The following is an 18549-nucleotide window of genomic DNA, read 5'->3' as shown; positions in this document are numbered from 1 at the left end:
GGTAGTTCGTCGCCACTCGGTAACGTCACTGTTGGGGGTGTCACAGTACGTGCCTCACTCGCCGCAGTCAAAACCGTTTCGCGCTCGTCGTATCACGGCACACGCCCGGTTTGGGTCTCACTCGCGACTGGCGATGCCGACCGGCTCTCCGGTGTCTGCGCTCCGGGCCAGCGCATCCATCGCGCGCATGTTCCCCAGCGTCTCGGTGCGGTCGATGGGCGGCGTTTTTCCGCTCTCAACGGCGTCAGCGAACGCCTCGATCTGCAACTGGTAGTGGTCCACCGGGTCGAACGTCTCGGTGACTTCGCGGCCGTCGACGCTGTAGGTCAGCGAGACGGACTGGTCGTGTTCCGGGCCGAAGCAGTTCGGCGCTTCGAGCCAGCCGTCGTCGGTCTCGACCCGGTAGTAGTCCCGGTCCGGCCCGTCGAACCCACAGGAAACCGAGGCGACGCGCCCGTCGTCGTACGAGAGGACGCCGCTGAGGTTCGTATCCACGCCGCTGTCCCGGGAGTCCCGGATGTGAGCGAACGCGCGGTCCGGCTCGCCGAGGAAACCCCGGGCCGCGCTGACGGCGTAACAGCCCACGTCCATCAGGCTCCCGCCGGCCAGTTCCGGGTCCAGCCGAATGTCGTCGGGGTCAGCGAGCGGGAACTTGAACGACGCCTGGACGGTGTGAATCTCGCCCAGTTCGTTTTCGACGATTTCCCTGGCGCGCCGAGTCCGCGGATGGAACTGGTACATGAACGCTTCCATCAGCGCGACGCCCTGGTCGGCGCAGTAGTCGTAGAGATCCGCCGCCTCGGCGGCGTCGACCGCCAGCGGCTTCTCACAGAGCACGTCGAGGTCGTGGTCGGCCGCTCGCTGGCTCCACTCGGCGTGGAGCGCGTTCGGGAGCGGGTTGTAGACCGCATCGATGTCCGCCTCGGCGAACATCGTCTCGTAGTCGCCGAACGCGCTGTCAATATCGAGGGCATCGGCCACCTCGCTGGCACGGTCCCGGGACCGGGAGCTGATTGCCGTGACCGTGTGATCCGACTTCTGGATGCCCGGAATCACGTCTTCGCGCGCGATTTTCGCTGTTGAGATGACACCAAAGCGCATACCCTTACCCGACTCCCCTCCAATAAACAATTACCGACCGTTCGGCGCTGGCTCGATACTGGCTCCCTGTTCGGATGCGGCGGCCAGTTCACCCGCTGACGGGTCGCGTCTGTCGGGCACGAGTTCGGTTGCCACTTCGCGAGCGCGCTCGAAGTGGGTCTCCGCGTCTTCGCATGCGGTCGCGGGAGCCCCTCGTTCCGACTCGTCGCTGGCTTCGCGTCGCTCCCGCCCCGCCTCGCGGTGCGCGTCGACCAGTTCGACGGCGATGTCCGCGAGCGCTTGCCGGAGCGACGCCCGGTCGCCGTCGAACCGGCGGTCACGACCCCAGTCCAGTTCGTACGCCGTTCGGTATCGGTCGAGAGCGTCTTCCCAATGCCTCGCTCGCTCTGCCGGGTCTGCCGTGGCTCTGGCCGCACTCGCAGCCACCTGCGCCGCGTCGACTGGGGCCGACAGGAGTTCGGTGTACTCCGCTTCGACTGCGTTCCGGGCGTCCGTGATTGCTTCTGTCGACGGCTCCGGTGCCGTCACCGCCAGCGCTCGTTCGTACTCGACGTTGGCCCGCCCGTACGCGTCCGCGGCCCGTTCGTACGCCCGGCTCTCCCATGCGTACCGGGCCGCGTCGCGGTGCTTCTCGGCCGCTTTGACGTGGCGTCGCCGCTGGGCGGTGTCGATCCGTGTCTGCGCTGACTGGAGGCGATCATCGATGGCCGCTGTCGCCCCCTCGCCCAGCGCTTTGACAGAATCCCGTCCGCTGTCGAGCGCTTCCTGTGCGGCCGTGATATGCGTGGCTGCTGTATCGAGGTCTGTCGCCTCCAGGGCCTCCGCTGCGGCCTCGACCTGGGATTCAGCCCGGTCAAGCTCGGTCAGTGTCCGCGTCCAGATCTGTGTGGCCTCGTCGACGAACGCCCGAACCGGCGTCAGGTCGCCTTTACACTCGAACGCCCAGCGGTCTTCGTCGACGGTGACGATTTCGAGCGTCGACGTTCGAAACCCCGACGTGCAGTGTACGGCCACGATGTCTTCGTAGGGGAGCGAGATGGTCCGGTCACCGTCGTCGTCGCCGACGACGAACAGGACTCGAACGGTCGTGGCGAGCAGAAACGCGCGGTAGTCCCCAGCCGGCGTGAGCGACTCGTTGTCACCCCGGGCAGCGACGACGCCGGACCGGTCGTTGTGCGCGAGATACCGTGGCGTCTCTGCCGCCCGTAGGTACTGCCCCAGCGGCCGCTCGAGCCGGCGTGTGCGTCCGAACAGCCCATCGGCGTTCGCTCGGTCGAATATCTCCGGTCGGCCCGAGGAACGTACGTCGATAACGGTCTCCACAGTCCACCCCCGTTCGTGACAGTATATTCAAATTTCTCTTCGGAGAAATAAATCCTTTGGCCGACAACAGCGCTGGGGCTGCTCGATTCGACCCGGGGCTTGCGAACGCTGTCAGTACGGCTGGCTTCGGTCCGTCGGCTGGCGCTGCGGGCTACCGCTCGTCAGGTCGGCGACGCACTGCCGGCAGAACTGGTAGTCCTGCTTGTTCCTCGCCCCGCAGTGGGGACAGTCGATGGATTCAGTGCTGTCGTCGGTGGCGTTGCCACGGCGCCCTTCGGCATCGCCCTGCCCGGTCGCACCGGCGGGGTCACCCCGGTGCCGGTACGCATACAGCATGGTCAGGACGTGGAGCCCCACGAGAAGCGCGATTGCGCCGTAGAGCCACTCGCTCACCATCATATGTTAGTGTACGGTAACGTGCTACTTGAGGGTTGTGCCGAGTTACCAATGGCCCACGATTTCGTGGGGTTTGGTGCCCTATCCGGCGCCTGTGCGGGGATCTGACAGGTGTCGTGTAGGCCAGCGTTCAAATAGGACCACGCAGCCAGGGGCGCTCATGCTCAATGACACGCCCGGTGGTGCCTGATGGGCCGCCGAACGCTCGTGGCTGTCGCCCGCCCCGACGGCCGCTACGACTGCCGCATCGCACACTGGGGCGTTGACGCTGATCCCATCACGCAGTCCCGGCCGCTGGGGAACGACTGGACGGCGTCGGCCGTCCTCGCTGCCATCGATGCTACCTACGACCAGTTGGTCGTGCTCAACGGGCCGGTCCGGACCTACGCCGTCTGCTGGCTCGACCCGACGCTGTCGGATCTCGACGATATCGTCCTGGCCCGCACTGACGACCCGGATGCGCTCCGGACGTGGTGGGTCGACCGCAAGGACGAGGCCTGTCGCGCCCTCGACAGCGAAGGCTGCGACCCGGCAATCGTCCGACGCGTCCTGCTCGCGTCCCTCCGAAACCGCGCTTCGTCCGTCCACTGCTGCGACGACGCGTCATTTTTACGCGGGGACCGCTAACCGCCATCCGTGACCGCCGTCGAGACGCTGACTTACCCTGACCCCGTCGATGCGCTGGACCTCGCGTCGCGTAACGCCGACCGCGGCGCGCTGGTGACGCTCGTGGGTACCTGTACGGTCGAGTACGAAGGCCGAGCGGCCAGTTCGCTGGGGCTCGGCGACCGCCACGTCATGCTCAAGCCCGACGGGGCCGCGCTGGTCCACACCGACGAGGGCCAACAGCCGGTGAACTGGCAGCCGCCGGGGTGTGAGCACAGCATCAGCGTCGACGACGGCTCGCTGATCGTCCGCTCCACGCGGTCGACCCCCGAGGAATCGCTGGAGGTCGTCTTCGAGACAGTCGCCCACGCCGCCGCCTTCGACGTGACTGACGCTAAAGATCTCGCGCTCACCGGCACGGAGGCCGATCTGAAAGACCGCATCCTCGACGAACCGGCGCTGGTCGAGTCGGGCTTTACGCCGCTTGCGACCGAACGCGAGACCCCCGCCGGCGCGGTCGACATCTACGGCGAGGACGCCGACGGCCGGACGACGATACTCGAACTCAAGCGCCGGCGCGTGGGTCCAGATGCTGTCGGCCAACTGGGGCGGTACGTCGATGCCCTGGAACGCGACCTGCACGCCGACACCGAGGTCCGGGGTATCCTCGTCGCTCCGTCGGTAACGGATCGAGCACGTCAGTTGCTCGCAGAGAAAGGACTGGAGTTCGTCTCGCTGGAGCCACCGTAACCGTCATATTGCCACTTTTACACCGAACGTGTCCGTGTTGCGCCTGTTCTGACCGTCGCACAGCCAGGTGATGCAGCTACCCGTCTACGGTGACTGTTCCATCGGTGTCGACGACCACGCGGTGGCCGCTGTAGTCGAACGCGACGTGGCCATCAGTGTTCGAATCGGCGATGCACGCCGTCAGTGCATCCGGATTGATACTGTCGGCCAGCGGCGGCAGAGTTCTGGTCGATCGTTCCTCCGCGACCGCTACGGCGCGAACGACTGCGGTGACGATGGACTGGTCGGTGCCGTGGGCTTCTACAACGGATGGTGATGTTCCAGACACAGTTCTCTGTTCCTCATGCTGGATTTATCGTGTAGGCGTAAAGTTCAATGTGGCTAGGATAGTGAACGATAAAACACGCTGCATGCCAACACTCTTCACGGAGTGTCGACTACTATTATATATGTCCCAACAGCCTGGTAACGGCCGGGCAGTTACTCGTGTAGAGTTTGATCTCTCTGATGGATCGTATCCTTTCGTATCGGTGTCTGCGTCCGAATCGTGCTCAGTCGTTCTTGAAAAGTGTCTTCCACAGTCGGACGACACGTATGCGGAGTTCTTCTCGGTGGAGGGTGCTCGTCCCAACCGTCTTGTTGAGCGCGCCGAGGACGACAACGGCGGTGAGGCGCGGGTACTCGACCGAACCAGCGACGGCGGGCTCGTCGAGATAGACGTGCAGAACAACTGTCCAATCGTCTCGCTTGCGGATGCTGGAGCGGTGCCACAGACCGCCCGGAGCGTCGATGGGCAGGGGACTATCGTGGCTGATGTTCCGAGTCAAACCGAGACGGCTGCGGTTATCGATTCGTTCCTGACGGCCCATTCGGAAGCCGAACTCGCGGCGAAGAAACAGCGTGAGTCCATCGTGCCGCTGTTCGGGTTCCAGAACTACGCGTCCCATACCGATTCGCTGACCGACCGCCAGCGGGAGGTCCTCACGACGGCCCACGAAGCGGGGTACTACAACTGGCCCCGGGGGGCGACGGCCGCGGATCTGGCTGAACTTCTCGACATCTCGGAGCCGACGCTCCACAAGCACTTGCGGGCAGCCGAACAGAAACTCGTCGCGACCATGTTCGCCTGCCCACACGACGAACTGGCCGCTGACGGCGATAGCTGACCGCCGCCGTTATTCGAGTCGGTCCTGCAAGTCCGCGAGCGCGTTCATCGCCTCTATCGGCGTCATCGTCGCTACATCGAGCGAGGCTAACTGTTGTGCCACTGACTCCGGCAACTCTCCCTCGACGGCGGCCCCGTTCGTCCGAAGCGTCTCCTGTGTGTGGCCGTCCGACGTAGCCTCACCGTCCGAAGCCGCCGCTGTTCCGTTCTCTGTCGGCACAGTCGTCTCCGTCACGGTGGAATCCGCATCGGAGTCAGTCGTCGCCTCGGTCTCGGATTCGCCGGCGGCTTCCGACTTTCCCGCTTCTTCAACGTCGGTGTCGGCCGTCTCGGCATCCGCCAGGAGGTCCCGCGACCGCGCGACGACGGACTCGGGCACGCCGGCCATGCTCGCCACCTCGACGCCGTAGGAGGCCGCTGCGGGACCGGGCGCGAGCTCGTGGTCGAAGCGAACGTCGCCGTCCTCGCGGCTGGTCTCGAAGTGGCGGTTGGTCGCGCCGGGCAGCGCCGCGGCGACGGCCGTCAGGTCGTGGTGGTGGGTCGCGAACAGCGTGTACGCGCCCACCTCGTCGTGGAGATGCTCGGTGACGGCGCGGGCGATAGCCAGCCCGTCGGCCGTCGACGTGCCGCGACCGACCTCGTCCAGCAGGACCAGCGAGTCGGCGGTCGCCGCGTCGAGAATCGTCGCCAGTTCGGTCATCTCGATCATGAACGTCGAGCGGCCGCCGGCGATGTCGTCGCTGGCCCCGACGCGGGTGAACACCCGGTCGAGTATCGGGAGGTCGGCGGCCTTCGCAGGGACGAATCCCCCCGCCTGTGCGAGCAAGCAGATGAGCGCGACCTGGCGCATGTACGTCGACTTCCCGCTCATGTTCGGCCCCGTGACGACAGCGAGGAACGGGTCTTGCGCGGGGGCGTCCTCGCCCTCACGCTGCCCGTCGATTGCCGTGTCACCCTCGCTCGCTCGCTGGTCGTCGCTTTCCCGAAGCGGTCCGCTCCCCAGATGCGTGTCGTTAGGGACGAAGGCGTCCTCGGCACGCTCGACGACAGGGTGGCGGCCGGCAGTGATGTCGATGCCGTCGCCGCCGACGGTCGGCCGGCAGTAGTCGTACTGCGCCGCGACCTCGGCGAAGGAGACCAGCACGTCCAGGCGGGCGAGGCGGTCGGCCAGGGCCTGCACGCGCTCGGCCTCGTCGGCCACCTCGTCCCGGACCGCACAGAACAGGTCGTACTCTATGTCATCCGCCGCACTTTCAGCCCGCAGAATCTCGTCCTCGCGCTCCTTGAGTTCCGGCGTGTAGTAGCGCTCGCTGTTTTTCAGCGTCTGGCGGCGCTGGTAGTCCTCGGGGACGGAATCGAGATTGGCGTTCGTCACCTCGATGTAGTAGCCGTGCACCGAGTTGTGCCCGACCTTCAGCGAGTCGATGCCGGTGCGCTCGCGCTCGCTCGCTTCGAGGTCGTCGATCCACTGCTTGCCCGACTGTTCGGTCGAGCGCAGTCGGTCCAGTTCATCGTCGTAGCCCTCGCGGATGACGCCGCCTTCGGTCACCTGCTGTGGCGGGTCCGGGCGGATCGCCGCCTCGATTTCCTCGCGAGTCTCGGCCAGCGGGTCCAGCGTGGCGTGCAGGTCCGCGAGCAGCCGAGCGTCGGCGTCCGCGAGCTGGTCCCGGATGTCCGGTACGACTGACAGCGTGGCGGCCAGCGACCGGAGGTCACGGGCGTTCGCCCGACCGCGCGAGACGCGCGAGATGAGCCGTTCGAGGTCGTACACCTCCGCGAGCAGGCCAGAAAGCGCCTCTCTGGTCGCGGGGTCGCGCTGGAGTTCCGCGACCGCGCCGTGGCGGGCCTCGATGCGGTCCGCATCGAGCAGCGGCCGGCGGAGCCAGTCGGTCAGTTTCCGCCGCCCCAGGGCACACGCCGTCTCGTCGACCGTATCGACGAGCGTACGGTTCTCGTGGCCCCGGACCGAGCGCCGTTCGAACAGTTCGAGGCTCTCGACGGCGACGGCGTCCAGCAGCATGTACTCCCGCGGATCGTACCGCGTGAGGTGATTGAGGTAGTCGAGCGTGCCGGCTGGGTCCACGTCCGGGTCGACCGGTTCGCCGTCGGGGCCGACTGCCCCGCTGCTGCCCCGAGTGTACTCTGCGTAGGCCAGCAGGCCGCCGCAGGCCCGGATTTCCGCGTCGCCGGCGAGGAGGCGCTCCGGCGGGCCGAAGTACTGCCCCACGCGGTCCTCGGCGCGCTCCCGGGCAAAGGCGTCCGCGTCGTAGCGCGTGACCAGACAGGCCGGACCGAAAACGGCGTCCCGGTCCACGTCGACGTCGGGACCGACGATGGCCTCGGCGGGGCCGAACCGGCTGAGTTCGTCCGCAACAGCGCTCTCCGAACCGACGCTCGTGGCGTAGCAGTCGCCGGTCGAGACGTCGAGCAGCGCCAGCCCGTACCGCTCGCCGGCAGTCAGGGCCGCGACGTAGTTGTTGTCCGCCCCGCCCAGCAGTTCGCTCTCCGTGAGCGTCCCCGGCGTGACGATTCGCGTCACCGCTCGTTCGACCACGCCGCTGACCTCGTCGGGGTCCTCGACCTGGTCGGCGATAGCGACCCGGTAGCCCGCGTCTAGCAGCGTTTCGACGTACGACTCGGCGTTGTCGATGGGGATGCCGGCCATCGGGTACTCGCCGGTCGAGTCCTCCCGCTGGGTCAGCGTAATCTCACACAGCCGGGCGACCCGCTGTGCGGCCTCGCAGAAGGCCTCGTAGAAGTCCCCGACCTGAAAGAGGACCAGGGCGTCGTCGTACTGCCGGCACAGCTCGTAGTACTGTGCCATCATCGGCGTCAGGTCCTCCTCGAGCTCGGCCATCTTCTCGGGCGGGCCAAGCGCAGCGTCCATACCGGTGGGCAACAGCCGACCACTCATAGGCGCTCCGCTCTTGTCTGTGGCGTGACCGCTCGGCAGCGCATGGCCGGCCACTGATTTTTATACCGTCCGGGAGAGGTAGCTCGTATGTCACGTCGCGCCAACTACGCACTCTGTCAGTTCCAGCAGCATCTCGGCCCGTCGGCGGACTCGCTCGATGTCCCGTGGGCCGAATACACCGGCGATTCGACCGACCCGGTTTCCTTCGACCTCCCGACCTCGTCGCCGGCGGACCCGTACGTCCAGATGCAGGTGTTCGACGTCGAGGATTTCGACCACGAAATCGTAGTCAACGGCGAGCCGCTGTCGGGGTTCGATATCGCACCCGGTGAGGGGTGGCAGCTCTGGATGGATACGATTGCGCCCGAGCGACTGCATCTCGGCGAGAACACGATTCGGTTCCGCCGAAACCCCGACACGAAGGACGCCTTCGTCGTCGGGTCGGTCACGGTACACTGGACTGAACCCGTCGAGTGAATATATAAACAGGCCGCCGCCGTTCTGATGGGGCGTGCCAACAGCTACCACTGTTGACGGACAGTACTCCCTCTGTCTGGTGGTTTCTCCTGTTCTGGCTGCCTCAGCAGGTGACCGACGAGCGCCCTATAACCCCTACTTTTATATAGAACCACATGCAATCTTCGCTTGATTATGAGCCAACGCCAGATGCAGGGCCAGCCGATGATCATCCTGGGAGAGGACTCCCAGCGGATGAAGGACAAGTCTGCACAGGAACACAACATCTCGGCCGCTCGCGCGGTCGCCGAGTCAGTACGGTCGACGCTCGGCCCGAAGGGGATGGACAAGATGCTCGTCTCCTCGATGGGTGACGTCACCGTCACGAACGACGGCGTCACCATTCTCACGGAGATGGACATCGACAACCCGACAGCCTCGATGATCGTCGAGGTTGCCGAGACACAGGAAGACGAGGCCGGTGACGGCACAACCTCCGCCGTCGCCATCGCAGGCGAACTCCTCAAGAACGCCGAGGACCTCCTCGAACAGGATATCCACCCGACGGCGATCATCAAGGGGTTCAACATGGCCGCGGCGCAGGCCAAGGACGAACTCGACGACATCGCCACCGAAGTCGACCCCGATGACGAGGAACTCCTGAAGAAGGTTGCCGAGACCTCGATGACGGGCAAGGGCGCGGAGCTCAACAAGGAACTGCTCGCCCAGCTCATCGTCGATGCGGTCAACGCCGTCACCGTCGAGGCCGAGGACGGCTCCGTCATCGCTGACCTCGAATACCTCAACCTCGAGACCCAGACCGGCAGCTCCGCCGGCAACTCCGAGCTCCTCGAAGGCGCGGTCATCGACAAGGATCCGGTCCACGAGGAGATGCCGACCGAGGCAGACGACGCCGACATCATGCTCGTCGACACCGCCATCGAACTCGACGAGACCGAAGTCGACGCCCAGCTTTCCGTCGACGACCCGAGCCAACTCCAGAACTTCCTCGACAAGGAAGAACAGCAGCTCAAGCAGATGGTCGACCAGATCGCGGACACCGGTGCCGACGTCGTCTTCTGCCAGAAAGGCATCGACGACATGGCCCAGCACTACCTCGCCGAGAAGGGTATTCTGGCCGTCCGCCGCGCCAAGAAGTCCGACATCGAGTTCCTCAAAGAGGTTCTGGGCGCCCGTATCGTCTCCGACCTCGACTCCGCGACTGCGGACGACCTCGGCCGTGGCTCCATCTCCCGCGACGAGGCCGAAGGGCTGTTCTACGTCGAGGGCAGCGGTGACGAGGCCCACGGCGTTACCCTCCTGCTCCGTGGCTCGACCGACCACGTCGTCGACGAACTCGAACGCGGCGTTCAGGACGCTCTCGATGTCGTCGCGTCGACGGTCGCCAACGGCAGCGTCCTCGGTGGCGGCGGCGCACCCGAAGTCGAAGTCGCTCGCCGGCTCCGTGACTACGCCGACAGCGTCGAAGGCCGCGAACAGCTCGCTATCGAGTCCTTCGCCGACGCGCTGGAGATCATCCCGCGCACGCTCGCCGAGAACGCTGGTCTCGACAGCATCGACACGCTGGTCGACCTGCGCGCCGCCCACGAAGACGGCGACGTCAGCGCCGGCCTGAACGTCTTCTCCGGTGACGTCGAGAACACGCTCGATACCGGCGTCGTCGAGCCGGCACACGCCAAGCGACAGGCGATCTCCTCGGCTGCAGAGGCCGCGAACCTGGTCCTCAAGATCGACGACATCATCGCTGCCGGCGAGCTCTCGACCTCCGGCGGCGACGAAGGCGGCCCCGGCGGCCCCGGTGGCGCCCCTGGCGGCATGGGCGGCATGGGCGGCGGTATGGGCGGCATGATGTAAGCGAGGTTTCGAAGAAACCTCGAATCGCGAGCGGGAGCGCAGCGACACGCGAACAGGGAGGTCGACCGGAGGGTGGCCTCCGAACGAACCCCGAAGCAGCCCCGTCAGACGTGCTCCGGCGCGTCAACGACTTGCAGACGATATTTCGCCGGTTCCGTTTAGTTTCCCGCGACCGCCGACACGCCGTGACACCGACGATATCGAACCGTGAAACCGGAGAAACAGTTAGGTGCGTCTCTGCGAAGTATCGACTGTCCCGGTCCGTTTGGTGGGACGGACTGGTGACAGCGGGTGGGGGCCTCTCTCCGTTTTAGGGCTGCTTCTACGATCTCTAGTCGCCGCTCGCTTCAGTCAGGGCGTGCTGTTCGGTTCCGATGGCGCTCGGTTCGCCGTTGGTCTTTGAACACCACGTCCGTCGTCCCCAGATCGCTGTAGCGGAGAATCTCGGTCACTCGGTGGGTATCAGTCCCGTTGACGACCGTGTACTGGAGGGCGTAGCTCCGGACGACGCCGTTGGGCGTCACGGTCGCCGAGAGGGAGACGTTGGTCACACGGTCGACGGGGCGGGTGGCGATTGCACTGTCGTCGGTCGCTCCGGTTCCCTTGATGCGATACAGCGAGACCCCGTACAGTTGCTTGATGACTTCATCGCCGGGCCGGATGGACGTGATGTTGGTGACCGAAAACAGCGCTATGAGACGCCCGTTGAACGTGGGTTCGAAGAACAGCGCGGCCCGAGGGGAGCGTGGCGGGCCACCGATACCACGGCTGTCCGCGGCCACTTCCGCCGACGTCGACCCGTTGACGGTCGTCCGCCTGAGCGCACGGCCGTCCCGCCAGGTGCTGTCAACCTCGCGCGCTGTCACGCCCTGGCCGGCGACCGTTCGGGTGGCCGTGTACGACTGGTAGCCCGCGGTGATGCTGGCACGGGTCCGGACGCGCTTGTGCAGCTCACTGCCGTTCATGACGGTCCTGGTGTGTTGGACCCGATAGGATGTGTTCGAGAGCTGGGCCACGTGGGCGCGGCCGAGCGCGGTGGCGTTGACGACACGCTCGCCGACGATTCCTGGGGCGGGTTGTTCGGGGCTCGTCGGCGCGTCTGCGGTCGGGACTGGGGCTGGTGTCACCGTCTCCCTGGCGGCCGTGTCGTCCCCGAACAGGCCGGCACACCCGGCGCTCAGGAGACAGAGACAGACCGCGGCAATCGCCGCCCCGCGACGCATACCCGTGACTGGTCGTGTGGCGATATAACCCCTGTGACGGCGGAGGTATAAGTGCTATCGAATGCCACTGTTTCATATGCAGACGCTGCTTCTCGGCGCGGATGCGGTCGAGGACCACGCGGCGATGCCGGCAGTCATCGACGCGGTTGCCGCGGCCTTCGCCGCCGATGCCAGGGAGAACACCATCATGCCGGCCAAGTCCTACGTCGACCTGCCGCAGTACAACGGCGACTTCAGGTCGATGCCGGCCTATGTCAACACGGAGACGTGGGACGCCGCCGCGGTCAAGTGGGTCAACGTCCATCTGGACAACCCTCGCGACCACGACCTGCCGACCGTGCTCGGGACGCTCATCTACTCGGACCCCGAGACCGCGTTCCCGCTGGCCGTGATGGACGGCACAGTCTTGACGCGCCTGCGGACCGGTGCGGCGGCCGCCGTCGCCACCGACCACCTCGCCGTCGCCGACGCGGATTCGCTCGGACTGGTCGGAGCCGGGACGCAGGCCTACACGCAACTGGAGGCCATCTCGTCGGTCCGGGACATCGAGACGGTGGTCGTCGCCGACCGGGACTCGGAGAAACAGCAAGCGTTCGTCGACGCCTTCGCCGACCGGTTCGACGTGCGGGCGGGCACTATCGAGGACGCCGCGGGCTGTGACGTGCTGTCGACGATTACGCCCGTCGAGTCGCCCATCGTCAAGCGGGAGTGGCTCGGCGAGCGCACGCACGTCAACGCCATCGGGGCCGACGCCGCCGGCAAGCAGGAACACGACGAACGCACGTTGCTGGACGCGAAGCTCGTCATCGACAACTACGAGCAGTGCACCCACTCCGGCGAGATCAACGTCCCGTGGGGCGAGGGCGTCCTGACCGACACCGACCTCCACGGGGAACTCGGCGACATCGTCGCGGGCACGCTCTCGGGGCGATCCGACGACGACGGCATCACGCTCTTCGACTCGACGGGACTGGCTATCCAGGACGTCGCGGCCGCACACGTGGTTTACGAGAACGCAAGCGCCGACGGCGACGGGACGGCGTTCTCGCTCGTCGACACCGACACGACCTGATCACGACGAGGGCGTGAGCATGTCGGTAACCTTCGAGATGGCCCAGACGATGATGATGAACGGCAGGAGCGGGACCAGCAGGACGAGCAGGCCGGCGAGCATGCCCCAGCCGATCACGTCCATGCCCTCGTTGGGACGGCTACGCGACCCCGGCGTGACCGACCGGAGCGCCGTCGGCAGTCGTCCGCTGTCCCCCGCGTCGTCGTCAGGTGATTCCGCCATACTTTCTCTTGCACTGAGACGTGTATAAGCCTAGGCCCCCGGTGTGCTACATCGCGCCGGCGACGCCGCTGCCGATGGCAGCCCCGCAGTTCCCACAGGCGACGAGGTAGAACCGTTTGGAGGCCGTAAAGAAGCCGGTCGTCGATTCCATGTCGAGGAACTCAACGTCTTCTTGGTCGGTCATCTCTGTGTCGCATTCCGGACAGTGCACCATCAGGCTGCACCTCCGTTCGACTTCGCGCCGGCGACGCCGCTGCCGATAGTCACCCCACAGGCCGCGCAGTTGGCGGTGTAGAACCGCTTCGAGGCTTTGATGAAGCCGGTCGTGGCGTCCACTTCGACGAACTCGATGTCGTCGGCCGTTTCCAGCGAGGTCTGGCAGTCAGGGCAGTGTACCATATCCGGTCGGAAAACCACTCGGCTCCGGCAAGAATCTTGTGTGGGTCTCCGGCGTCTGGTCGGAATACCGGCGATGTATTTGTCTGCCTCGCTGCCCGCCGGCTCGTTATACCGTCCGCTATGACGGCGTTTTATCGTCACTCTCGGCAATATCAGTGATGTCGGTGGACACCGCCAATATCGAATCGAACGTATCCGTCCCATCGGGGTTGATCGGAACCACCTGGAGCTAAACGTCCGTGGCCATCGCTGAACTGACAGTCGTGAGCGGCTTCTGCCCCTCGGAACGGCCGAAACAGTGAGGGTCAACCAACCGAAAGAATACTCTAGCTAGGAACGTACTATGGGCAGCAAATCCGTTCTAGTCGTCACAACTGACGGAGTGGATGCACCCGCTCTCGAATCCGCTCTCACTGAGACGACGGCTTCGATCACGCAATTGAGCGACCTCACGGCCCTCTTTGATACGCTCACCTGTTCGACGTTTCACGCTCTTGTCCTGCCTGCAACAGTTGACGGACAGTCCGGGACCGATATCGCCTACGGGGTCAGGAACCTGTTTCCCGATCTACCGGTGATCATCGCCGGCGAGGACCCGGACGCAGTCCCGGACGGCCTAGACGTGACGGCAGTCGAGCCGTCGACACGTCTCGAAGACAACGTTGCCGAGGCTGTTCGTGACAGTTTCGACGGCGAGCCGCCGACTGTTGCGGGACGCCCGCCATCTCCGATGGAGACGCTGTTACTCTCGCTGTTCAACGAGCTGCCGGATCACCTGTACGCGAAAGACGACCAGGCCCGACACGTCCTGATGGGCCGGGGATTCAACGAGCCGACCGACCGGGTCGGTCTCACTGATGTCGAAGTCCCGGAACTGGCCGATGAACACGCGAAAGCGGCTCTGCGTGATGAAATGGACATCATCGATGCAGAAACAGATCGGATCGAAGTCGAGGAGTTCCTCGATCTTGACGCGGCATACGTCCGCACTCGCAAGATGCCGTGGTACGACTCTGCGGGGGGGATCCAGGGCCTCGTCGGACACACTCAGGATATCACCGAACGAAAGCTCCGTGAGCACGCGTTTCGCCGCCAGCATGAACGGATGGTGAAAGTCGCGCTTGTGGCGTCTCACGAGCTACGAAACGAACTCCAGATCGCCTACGGCCGACTCGAAAACTTGGTTGCCTGTGACGATGCGGCTGCCGATATCGAGGAGTCACTCTCCCAGATTTCTACGATCATCGACACCGTGGTCGAACTCTCAACGAGCGATCCGAACGGGCCGATCCAGCACGACGAGATCGAACAGGTTCCGAAGCAAAAGCACGTGTGGCTCTCCCGTCTCAGTCGGGAAGTATGGGACACGCTTGCCGACAGTCAGGCGTGCCTGACGTTCGAGGGGGACACCCGTATTGTCGCCGACCAGGAGTCTGCCGGGCTGCTGCTCCAGATACTGTTCCAGAACGCGCTTGAACACGCTGGACCATCGGTCACCGTCACCGTCGGCACGACGGCCGACGGCTTCTTTGTCGCCGATGACGGCCCGGGTATCGATGTCGAACCGCCGGAGCGCGTGTTCGACGCGGGCCACACTGCTGTCGAAGAGAACACCGGATTCGGACTCTACGTTGCCCGCCGGGTCGCCACAGACCACGGCTGGACGATCTCCATGTCGGAGAGCGACTCGGGCGGCGCTCGATTCGAGATCGGAAACGTCGATTGTCCTGGATAGCGGGCGGCTGGTCGACCTGCGGCGACGCTACCGCTCTGTAGTAGCCGGTTCCCCGGGCTCCCACCCGTTCGGCCTGTGCGCTCGTGTGGCAGACCCTGATACCCTCCCGAAGGGAAAGGTATAGCACCGTCCCTACCGGATGTTCCGATATCATGACCACGACCGGTGAGGAACGCGAGCGGGGGTTCGATCACACGGAGATCGAACCCCGGTGGCAGCGCACGTGGGACGAGGCCGACGTGTTCCGTATCGACGACGACGAGAGCGACCCGGAGTACGTCCTGGCGATGTTCCCCTACACCTCCGGGAGCCTCCACATGGGCCACGTCCGGAACTACACCATCACGGACGCCTACGCCCGCTTCGAACGGATGCGCGGCGAGAGCGTCCTCCACCCGATGGGCTGGGACTCCTTCGGCCTCCCCGCGGAGAACGCCGCCGAGGAACGCGACACCAACCCGCGGGACTGGACGATGCAGTGTATCGAGTCGATGCGCGAGCAACTCACGGAGATGGGCTTTGGCTACGACTGGGACCGGGAACTCGCGACCTGCGAGCCCGACTACTACCAGTGGAACCAGTGGCTGTTCAAACAGTTCCGCGAGGAAGGGCTGGTCGAGCGCCAGGCCGCCGAACTGAACTGGTGTCCCTCCTGTGAGACAGTGCTGGCGGACGAGCAGGTCGAGGGCGAGGCGGAACTGTGCTGGCGGTGTGACACGCCAATCGAGGCCCGCGAGATGGACCAGTGGTTCTTCACCATCACCGACTACGCCGAGGAACTGCTGGAGTCGCTGGACGACCTCGACGGCTGGCCGAACAACGTCCGGGAGATGCAGCGCAACTGGATCGGCAAGCAGGAGGGCGCGAGCGTCGCCTTCGATATTCCCGGCTACGGCGACGTGGACATCTTCACGACCCGACTCGACACTATCCACGGGGCGACCTTCTTCTCGCTGGCCCCGGGCCACCCCGTCGCCCAGGAAATCGCAGAGGACAACGACGAAGTCGCGGAGTACATCCACGAGACCGAACACGCCGACGAGGACGAACTTGACGTGACCTCGGGCGTGTTCACCGGCGAGTACGCCGTCAATCCCGCCACTGGCGAGGAAATTCCGGTCTACGTCGCCGACTACGTGCTGACCGACGTGGGGACCGGCGCGCTGTACGCCGTGCCGGCCCACGACGAACGTGACCACGAGTTCGCCGAGGCCCACGACATCGACATCGTGCAGGTCGTCGAACCGACCGAGGACGCGGACGCTGACCCCGAGGACATCGACGTGCAGGAGGAAGCCTATCCCGAGGACGGCGTGCTGGTAAACAGCGGCGAGTTCGACGGGTTGGAGAGCGCCGAGGCCCGCGACCGCTTCGTCGAGGAGTTCGACGGTGAGCACAGGACAGAATACAACCTCCGGGACTGGGGAATCTCCCGCCAGCGCTACTGGGGCACCCCGATTCCGATGATTCACTGCGAGGACTGCGGCTACGTCGAGGTCCCCGATGAAGACCTGCCGGTCGAACTGCCGGAGTTCGTCCACACCACCGGGAACCCACTCGACGCGGCCGACGAGTGGAAACACGTCGACTGCCCCGACTGCGGGGCCGACGCGGTGCGGGAGACGGACACGATGGACACCTTCGTCGACTCCTCGTGGTACTTCCTGCGATACACCTCACCGGAGATGGACGACGCCCCCTTCGACGCCGAGCGGGCCAGCGACTGGATGCCGGTCGACCAGTACGTCGGCGGCATCGAACACGCCGTGATGCACCTGCTGTACGCCCGCTTTTTCACGAAAGTGCTGGACGATCTCGATATGGTCGACGGTGTCCGCGAACCCTTCACAAACCTCACGAACCAGGGGATGGTGCTGGGCGAGGACGGCAACAAGATGTCCAAGAGTCTGGGCAACGGCGTCTCGCCACAGCGCATCATCGAGGAATACGGGGCTGATACGGCCCGACTGTTCATCATGGAGGCCGCCCAGCCCGAGAAGGAGTTCGCCTGGAGTCCCGAGGGCGTGCAGTCCGCCCACAGCTTCCTCCAGAACGTGTACACGCTGGTCTCGCAGTACGCAAGCGGCGAAGTTGATACAGATGACGCCAGTGAGATCGCGGCCTACGTCGACCGCGAAATCGATGCCACCGCCGCGAACGCGACGGCGGAGTTCGAGGACTTCCGGTTCAACCACGCGCTCCAGGCCGTGCGGGAACTGGTGTCGCTGCTGCGCCGGTACCAGGAGGCGACTGACCCCGACCCCGACACCTTCGAGCGCGGGCTGACGACGGCGGCGAAACTGCTCGCCCCGGTCGCCCCCCACGCCGCCGAGGAGATGTGGACCGAACTGGGCCACGACGACCTCATCGCGGAGGCCGAGTGGCCGGCCGCTGAGGCCCCCGCCGACTACGAGATGGAGCGCCGGCTGGTCGAGAACACCCGCGAGGACATCCGCGACATCGTCGACACGGTCGGCATCGAGGACCCACAGACCATCACACTCGCGGTCGCACCGGAGTGGAAGCACCGCGTCCTCGACCTCGCCCGGGACGCCGACGGCAACGTCGTCGGGACCGTCATGCAGGACGAGGACCTGCGCGAGCAGGGCGAGGCGGCCGCGGACTTCGCCAAGGAACTGGCCGGCCGCGCGCAGTCACTCGACGAGCAACTGCCGCCCGAGCGCGAACAGGCGGCCCTCGAACGGGCCGCGTGGCTCGTCGAACGCGAGTTCGGCGCTGACGTGGTCGTTCAGGGGCCAGCGGAGACGGACCCCGACCTCGTCGGCAAGGCCGGTCCCGGCCGCCCGGCCATCGACATCGAAGAGTAGCCCGTCGGCGGGCTATCGCTTCCTGAGGCCTACTCGGCCCTGACCAGGCCGGTGTCAATGAGGTCCTCGAAGACGCTCGCCGCGTGGCCGTCGGGGCCAACCCGTTCGTAGACGGCGACGACGCGCTCCCGCGCGATGATGTACGTCGTCCGCTGGCTCCGACCGTCGACGAGCGGCACGTCGAACGCCTCGCATAGCCGCCCCTCAGGGTCGGCCAGCAGGTCGAAGCTGAGGCCGTTCGCCTCGGCGAAGTCGCGGTGGCTCTCCACGCCGTCGGTCGAGACGCCGTACACCGAGATACCGGCCTGCTCGAACCGGTTCGCGTGCTCTTCGAACTGCGTCGCTTCCGTTGTGCAGCCGGCGGTGTCGTCTACCGGATAGAAGTACAGCACTGTCGGCTCCTCGAACCCTGGCTGGATCGCGTCGCCGTGCTGGTTCGTCGCTCTGATCGTCGGCACGTCCGTTCCGGGTTCGAGCACCATCG

18 protein-coding genes are annotated in these 18549 nt (G+C 65.5%); 8 read left to right on the top strand and 10 right to left on the bottom strand.

The annotated features are described in order from the left end of the window. Nucleotides 1-117: 117 nt before the first annotated feature. The 3 genes from ACOZ4H_RS00910 to ACOZ4H_RS00900 all read right to left on the bottom strand — a co-directional run bounded on the left by ACOZ4H_RS00910 (nucleotide 118) and on the right by ACOZ4H_RS00900 (nucleotide 2823). Nucleotides 118-1101, bottom strand: coding sequence for a Gfo/Idh/MocA family protein (locus ACOZ4H_RS00910; RefSeq protein WP_424327553.1), 984 nt, complete (start codon nucleotides 1099-1101; stop codon nucleotides 118-120). Between the two features lie 30 nt (nucleotides 1102-1131). Further along, nucleotides 1132-2424, bottom strand: a complete 1293-nt coding sequence (locus ACOZ4H_RS00905; protein WP_424327552.1) for a hypothetical protein — start codon at nucleotides 2422-2424, stop codon at nucleotides 1132-1134. 111 nt (nucleotides 2425-2535) lie between these two features. Next, the gene (locus ACOZ4H_RS00900) at nucleotides 2536-2823 is read right to left on the bottom strand and encodes a zinc ribbon domain-containing protein (RefSeq protein WP_424327551.1); all 288 of its coding nucleotides are present in this window, start codon (nucleotides 2821-2823) and stop codon (nucleotides 2536-2538) included. 186 nt (nucleotides 2824-3009) lie between these two features. On the opposite strand from ACOZ4H_RS00900, the gene ACOZ4H_RS00895 reads away from it, so the two are divergent. Next, a complete protein-coding gene (locus tag ACOZ4H_RS00895; RefSeq protein WP_424327550.1) occupies nucleotides 3010-3447 on the top strand; it encodes a DUF6735 family protein in 438 nt (145 codons plus the stop codon). A 9-nt stretch (nucleotides 3448-3456) separates the two neighbouring features. Then, nucleotides 3457-4176 carry an endonuclease NucS gene (gene nucS, locus ACOZ4H_RS00890; protein ID WP_424327549.1) on the top strand — a complete coding sequence of 240 codons (720 nt, stop codon included), beginning with the start codon at nucleotides 3457-3459 and terminating at the stop codon, nucleotides 4174-4176. Between the two features lie 76 nt (nucleotides 4177-4252). On the opposite strand, the gene ACOZ4H_RS00885 is transcribed toward nucS, so the two are convergent. Beyond that, entirely contained in the window at nucleotides 4253-4504 is a 252-nt protein-coding gene (locus ACOZ4H_RS00885) for a HalOD1 output domain-containing protein (protein WP_424327548.1), read from the bottom strand. Nucleotides 4505-4625: 121 nt separating this feature from the next. On the opposite strand from ACOZ4H_RS00885, the gene ACOZ4H_RS00880 reads away from it, so the two are divergent. Continuing rightward, complete coding sequence (locus ACOZ4H_RS00880) at nucleotides 4626-5342, top strand: bacterio-opsin activator domain-containing protein (RefSeq protein ID WP_424327547.1); 717 nt, start codon at nucleotides 4626-4628, stop codon at nucleotides 5340-5342. 9 nt (nucleotides 5343-5351) lie between these two features. Here the strand turns inward: ACOZ4H_RS00880 and mutS are convergent, their stop codons facing one another. After that, nucleotides 5352-8228, bottom strand: a complete 2877-nt coding sequence (gene mutS / locus ACOZ4H_RS00875; RefSeq protein WP_424327546.1) for a DNA mismatch repair protein MutS — start codon at nucleotides 8226-8228, stop codon at nucleotides 5352-5354. A 114-nt stretch (nucleotides 8229-8342) separates the two neighbouring features. Between mutS and ACOZ4H_RS00870 the strand changes: the two genes are divergently transcribed. Both ACOZ4H_RS00870 and thsB read left to right on the top strand, forming a co-directional pair. Continuing rightward, nucleotides 8343-8732 carry a DUF7383 domain-containing protein gene (locus ACOZ4H_RS00870; RefSeq protein ID WP_424327545.1) on the top strand — a complete coding sequence of 130 codons (390 nt, stop codon included), beginning with the start codon at nucleotides 8343-8345 and terminating at the stop codon, nucleotides 8730-8732. Nucleotides 8733-8906: 174 nt separating this feature from the next. Further along, complete coding sequence (gene thsB, locus ACOZ4H_RS00865) at nucleotides 8907-10586, top strand: thermosome subunit beta (RefSeq protein WP_424327544.1); 1680 nt, start codon at nucleotides 8907-8909, stop codon at nucleotides 10584-10586. A 347-nt stretch (nucleotides 10587-10933) separates the two neighbouring features. On the opposite strand, the gene ACOZ4H_RS00860 is transcribed toward thsB, so the two are convergent. Beyond that, nucleotides 10934-11809 (bottom strand): hypothetical protein, encoded by an 876-nt coding sequence (locus tag ACOZ4H_RS00860; protein ID WP_424327543.1) that lies wholly within the window; start codon nucleotides 11807-11809, stop codon nucleotides 10934-10936. Nucleotides 11810-11885: 76 nt separating this feature from the next. Between ACOZ4H_RS00860 and ACOZ4H_RS00855 the strand changes: the two genes are divergently transcribed. Next, complete coding sequence (locus ACOZ4H_RS00855; protein WP_424327542.1) at nucleotides 11886-12881, top strand: ornithine cyclodeaminase family protein; 996 nt, start codon at nucleotides 11886-11888, stop codon at nucleotides 12879-12881. Here ACOZ4H_RS00855 and ACOZ4H_RS00850 read toward each other — a convergent pair whose 3' ends face one another. Genes ACOZ4H_RS00850 through ACOZ4H_RS00840 form a run of 3 tightly spaced genes read right to left on the bottom strand, consistent with a single transcriptional unit; the run spans nucleotide 12882 to nucleotide 13502 of the window. Continuing rightward, nucleotides 12882-13103: a DUF7535 family protein gene (locus tag ACOZ4H_RS00850; RefSeq protein ID WP_424327541.1), complete on the bottom strand. Its 222-nt coding sequence runs from the start codon at nucleotides 13101-13103 to the stop codon at nucleotides 12882-12884. 46 nt (nucleotides 13104-13149) lie between these two features. Then, nucleotides 13150-13317, bottom strand: coding sequence for a hypothetical protein (locus tag ACOZ4H_RS00845; protein WP_424327540.1), 168 nt, complete (start codon nucleotides 13315-13317; stop codon nucleotides 13150-13152). Beyond that, nucleotides 13317-13502, bottom strand: coding sequence for a hypothetical protein (locus ACOZ4H_RS00840; RefSeq protein ID WP_424327539.1), 186 nt, complete (start codon nucleotides 13500-13502; stop codon nucleotides 13317-13319). The genes ACOZ4H_RS00845 and ACOZ4H_RS00840 overlap by 1 nt, the downstream gene beginning before the upstream one ends. A 343-nt stretch (nucleotides 13503-13845) precedes the next feature. Between ACOZ4H_RS00840 and ACOZ4H_RS00835 the strand changes: the two genes are divergently transcribed. Together ACOZ4H_RS00835 and leuS are read left to right on the top strand one after the other, a co-directional pair. Then, nucleotides 13846-15237 carry a sensor histidine kinase gene (locus ACOZ4H_RS00835; RefSeq protein ID WP_424327538.1) on the top strand — a complete coding sequence of 464 codons (1392 nt, stop codon included), beginning with the start codon at nucleotides 13846-13848 and terminating at the stop codon, nucleotides 15235-15237. 152 nt (nucleotides 15238-15389) lie between these two features. Further along, nucleotides 15390-18065 (top strand): leucine--tRNA ligase, encoded by a 2676-nt coding sequence (gene leuS / locus ACOZ4H_RS00830; protein WP_424327537.1) that lies wholly within the window; start codon nucleotides 15390-15392, stop codon nucleotides 18063-18065. Nucleotides 18066-18094: 29 nt separating this feature from the next. On the opposite strand, the gene ACOZ4H_RS00825 is transcribed toward leuS, so the two are convergent. Beyond that, nucleotides 18095-18547, bottom strand: coding sequence for a peroxiredoxin (locus ACOZ4H_RS00825; protein ID WP_424327536.1), 453 nt, complete (start codon nucleotides 18545-18547; stop codon nucleotides 18095-18097). Nucleotides 18548-18549: the final 2 nt, after the last annotated feature.

The organism is Haloarcula amylolytica, assembly GCF_049705545.1.
In the GTDB taxonomy this organism is placed as follows: Archaea; Halobacteriota; Halobacteria; order Halobacteriales; family Haloarculaceae; genus Haloarcula; species Haloarcula amylolytica_B.
Note: the sequence above shows the minus strand (reverse complement) of the source record. Positions and strands in the feature narration are given on the sequence as shown.

Bases quoted from the DNA above. Each gene is read 5' to 3' on its own strand.
- ACOZ4H_RS00910 (WP_424327553.1), bottom strand. From the start codon at position 1,101: ATGCGCTTTGGTGTCATCTCAACAGCGAAAATCGCGCGCGAAGACGTG.
- ACOZ4H_RS00900 (WP_424327551.1), bottom strand. From the start codon at position 2,823: ATGATGGTGAGCGAGTGGCTCTACGGCGCAATCGCGCTTCTCGTGGGG.
- ACOZ4H_RS00895 (WP_424327550.1), top strand. From the start codon at position 3,010: ATGGGCCGCCGAACGCTCGTGGCTGTCGCCCGCCCCGACGGCCGCTAC.
- ACOZ4H_RS00880 (WP_424327547.1), top strand. From the start codon at position 4,626: ATGTCCCAACAGCCTGGTAACGGCCGGGCAGTTACTCGTGTAGAGTTT.
- mutS (WP_424327546.1), bottom strand. From the start codon at position 8,228: ATGGACGCTGCGCTTGGCCCGCCCGAGAAGATGGCCGAGCTCGAGGAG.
- ACOZ4H_RS00870 (WP_424327545.1), top strand. From the start codon at position 8,343: ATGTCACGTCGCGCCAACTACGCACTCTGTCAGTTCCAGCAGCATCTC.
- thsB (WP_424327544.1), top strand. From the start codon at position 8,907: ATGAGCCAACGCCAGATGCAGGGCCAGCCGATGATCATCCTGGGAGAG.
- ACOZ4H_RS00860 (WP_424327543.1), bottom strand. From the start codon at position 11,809: ATGCGTCGCGGGGCGGCGATTGCCGCGGTCTGTCTCTGTCTCCTGAGC.
- ACOZ4H_RS00855 (WP_424327542.1), top strand. From the start codon at position 11,886: ATGCAGACGCTGCTTCTCGGCGCGGATGCGGTCGAGGACCACGCGGCG.
- ACOZ4H_RS00850 (WP_424327541.1), bottom strand. From the start codon at position 13,103: ATGGCGGAATCACCTGACGACGACGCGGGGGACAGCGGACGACTGCCG.
- ACOZ4H_RS00845 (WP_424327540.1), bottom strand. From the start codon at position 13,317: ATGGTGCACTGTCCGGAATGCGACACAGAGATGACCGACCAAGAAGAC.
- ACOZ4H_RS00840 (WP_424327539.1), bottom strand. From the start codon at position 13,502: ATGGTACACTGCCCTGACTGCCAGACCTCGCTGGAAACGGCCGACGAC.
- ACOZ4H_RS00835 (WP_424327538.1), top strand. From the start codon at position 13,846: ATGGGCAGCAAATCCGTTCTAGTCGTCACAACTGACGGAGTGGATGCA.
- leuS (WP_424327537.1), top strand. From the start codon at position 15,390: ATGACCACGACCGGTGAGGAACGCGAGCGGGGGTTCGATCACACGGAG.
- ACOZ4H_RS00825 (WP_424327536.1), bottom strand. From the start codon at position 18,547: ATGGTGCTCGAACCCGGAACGGACGTGCCGACGATCAGAGCGACGAAC.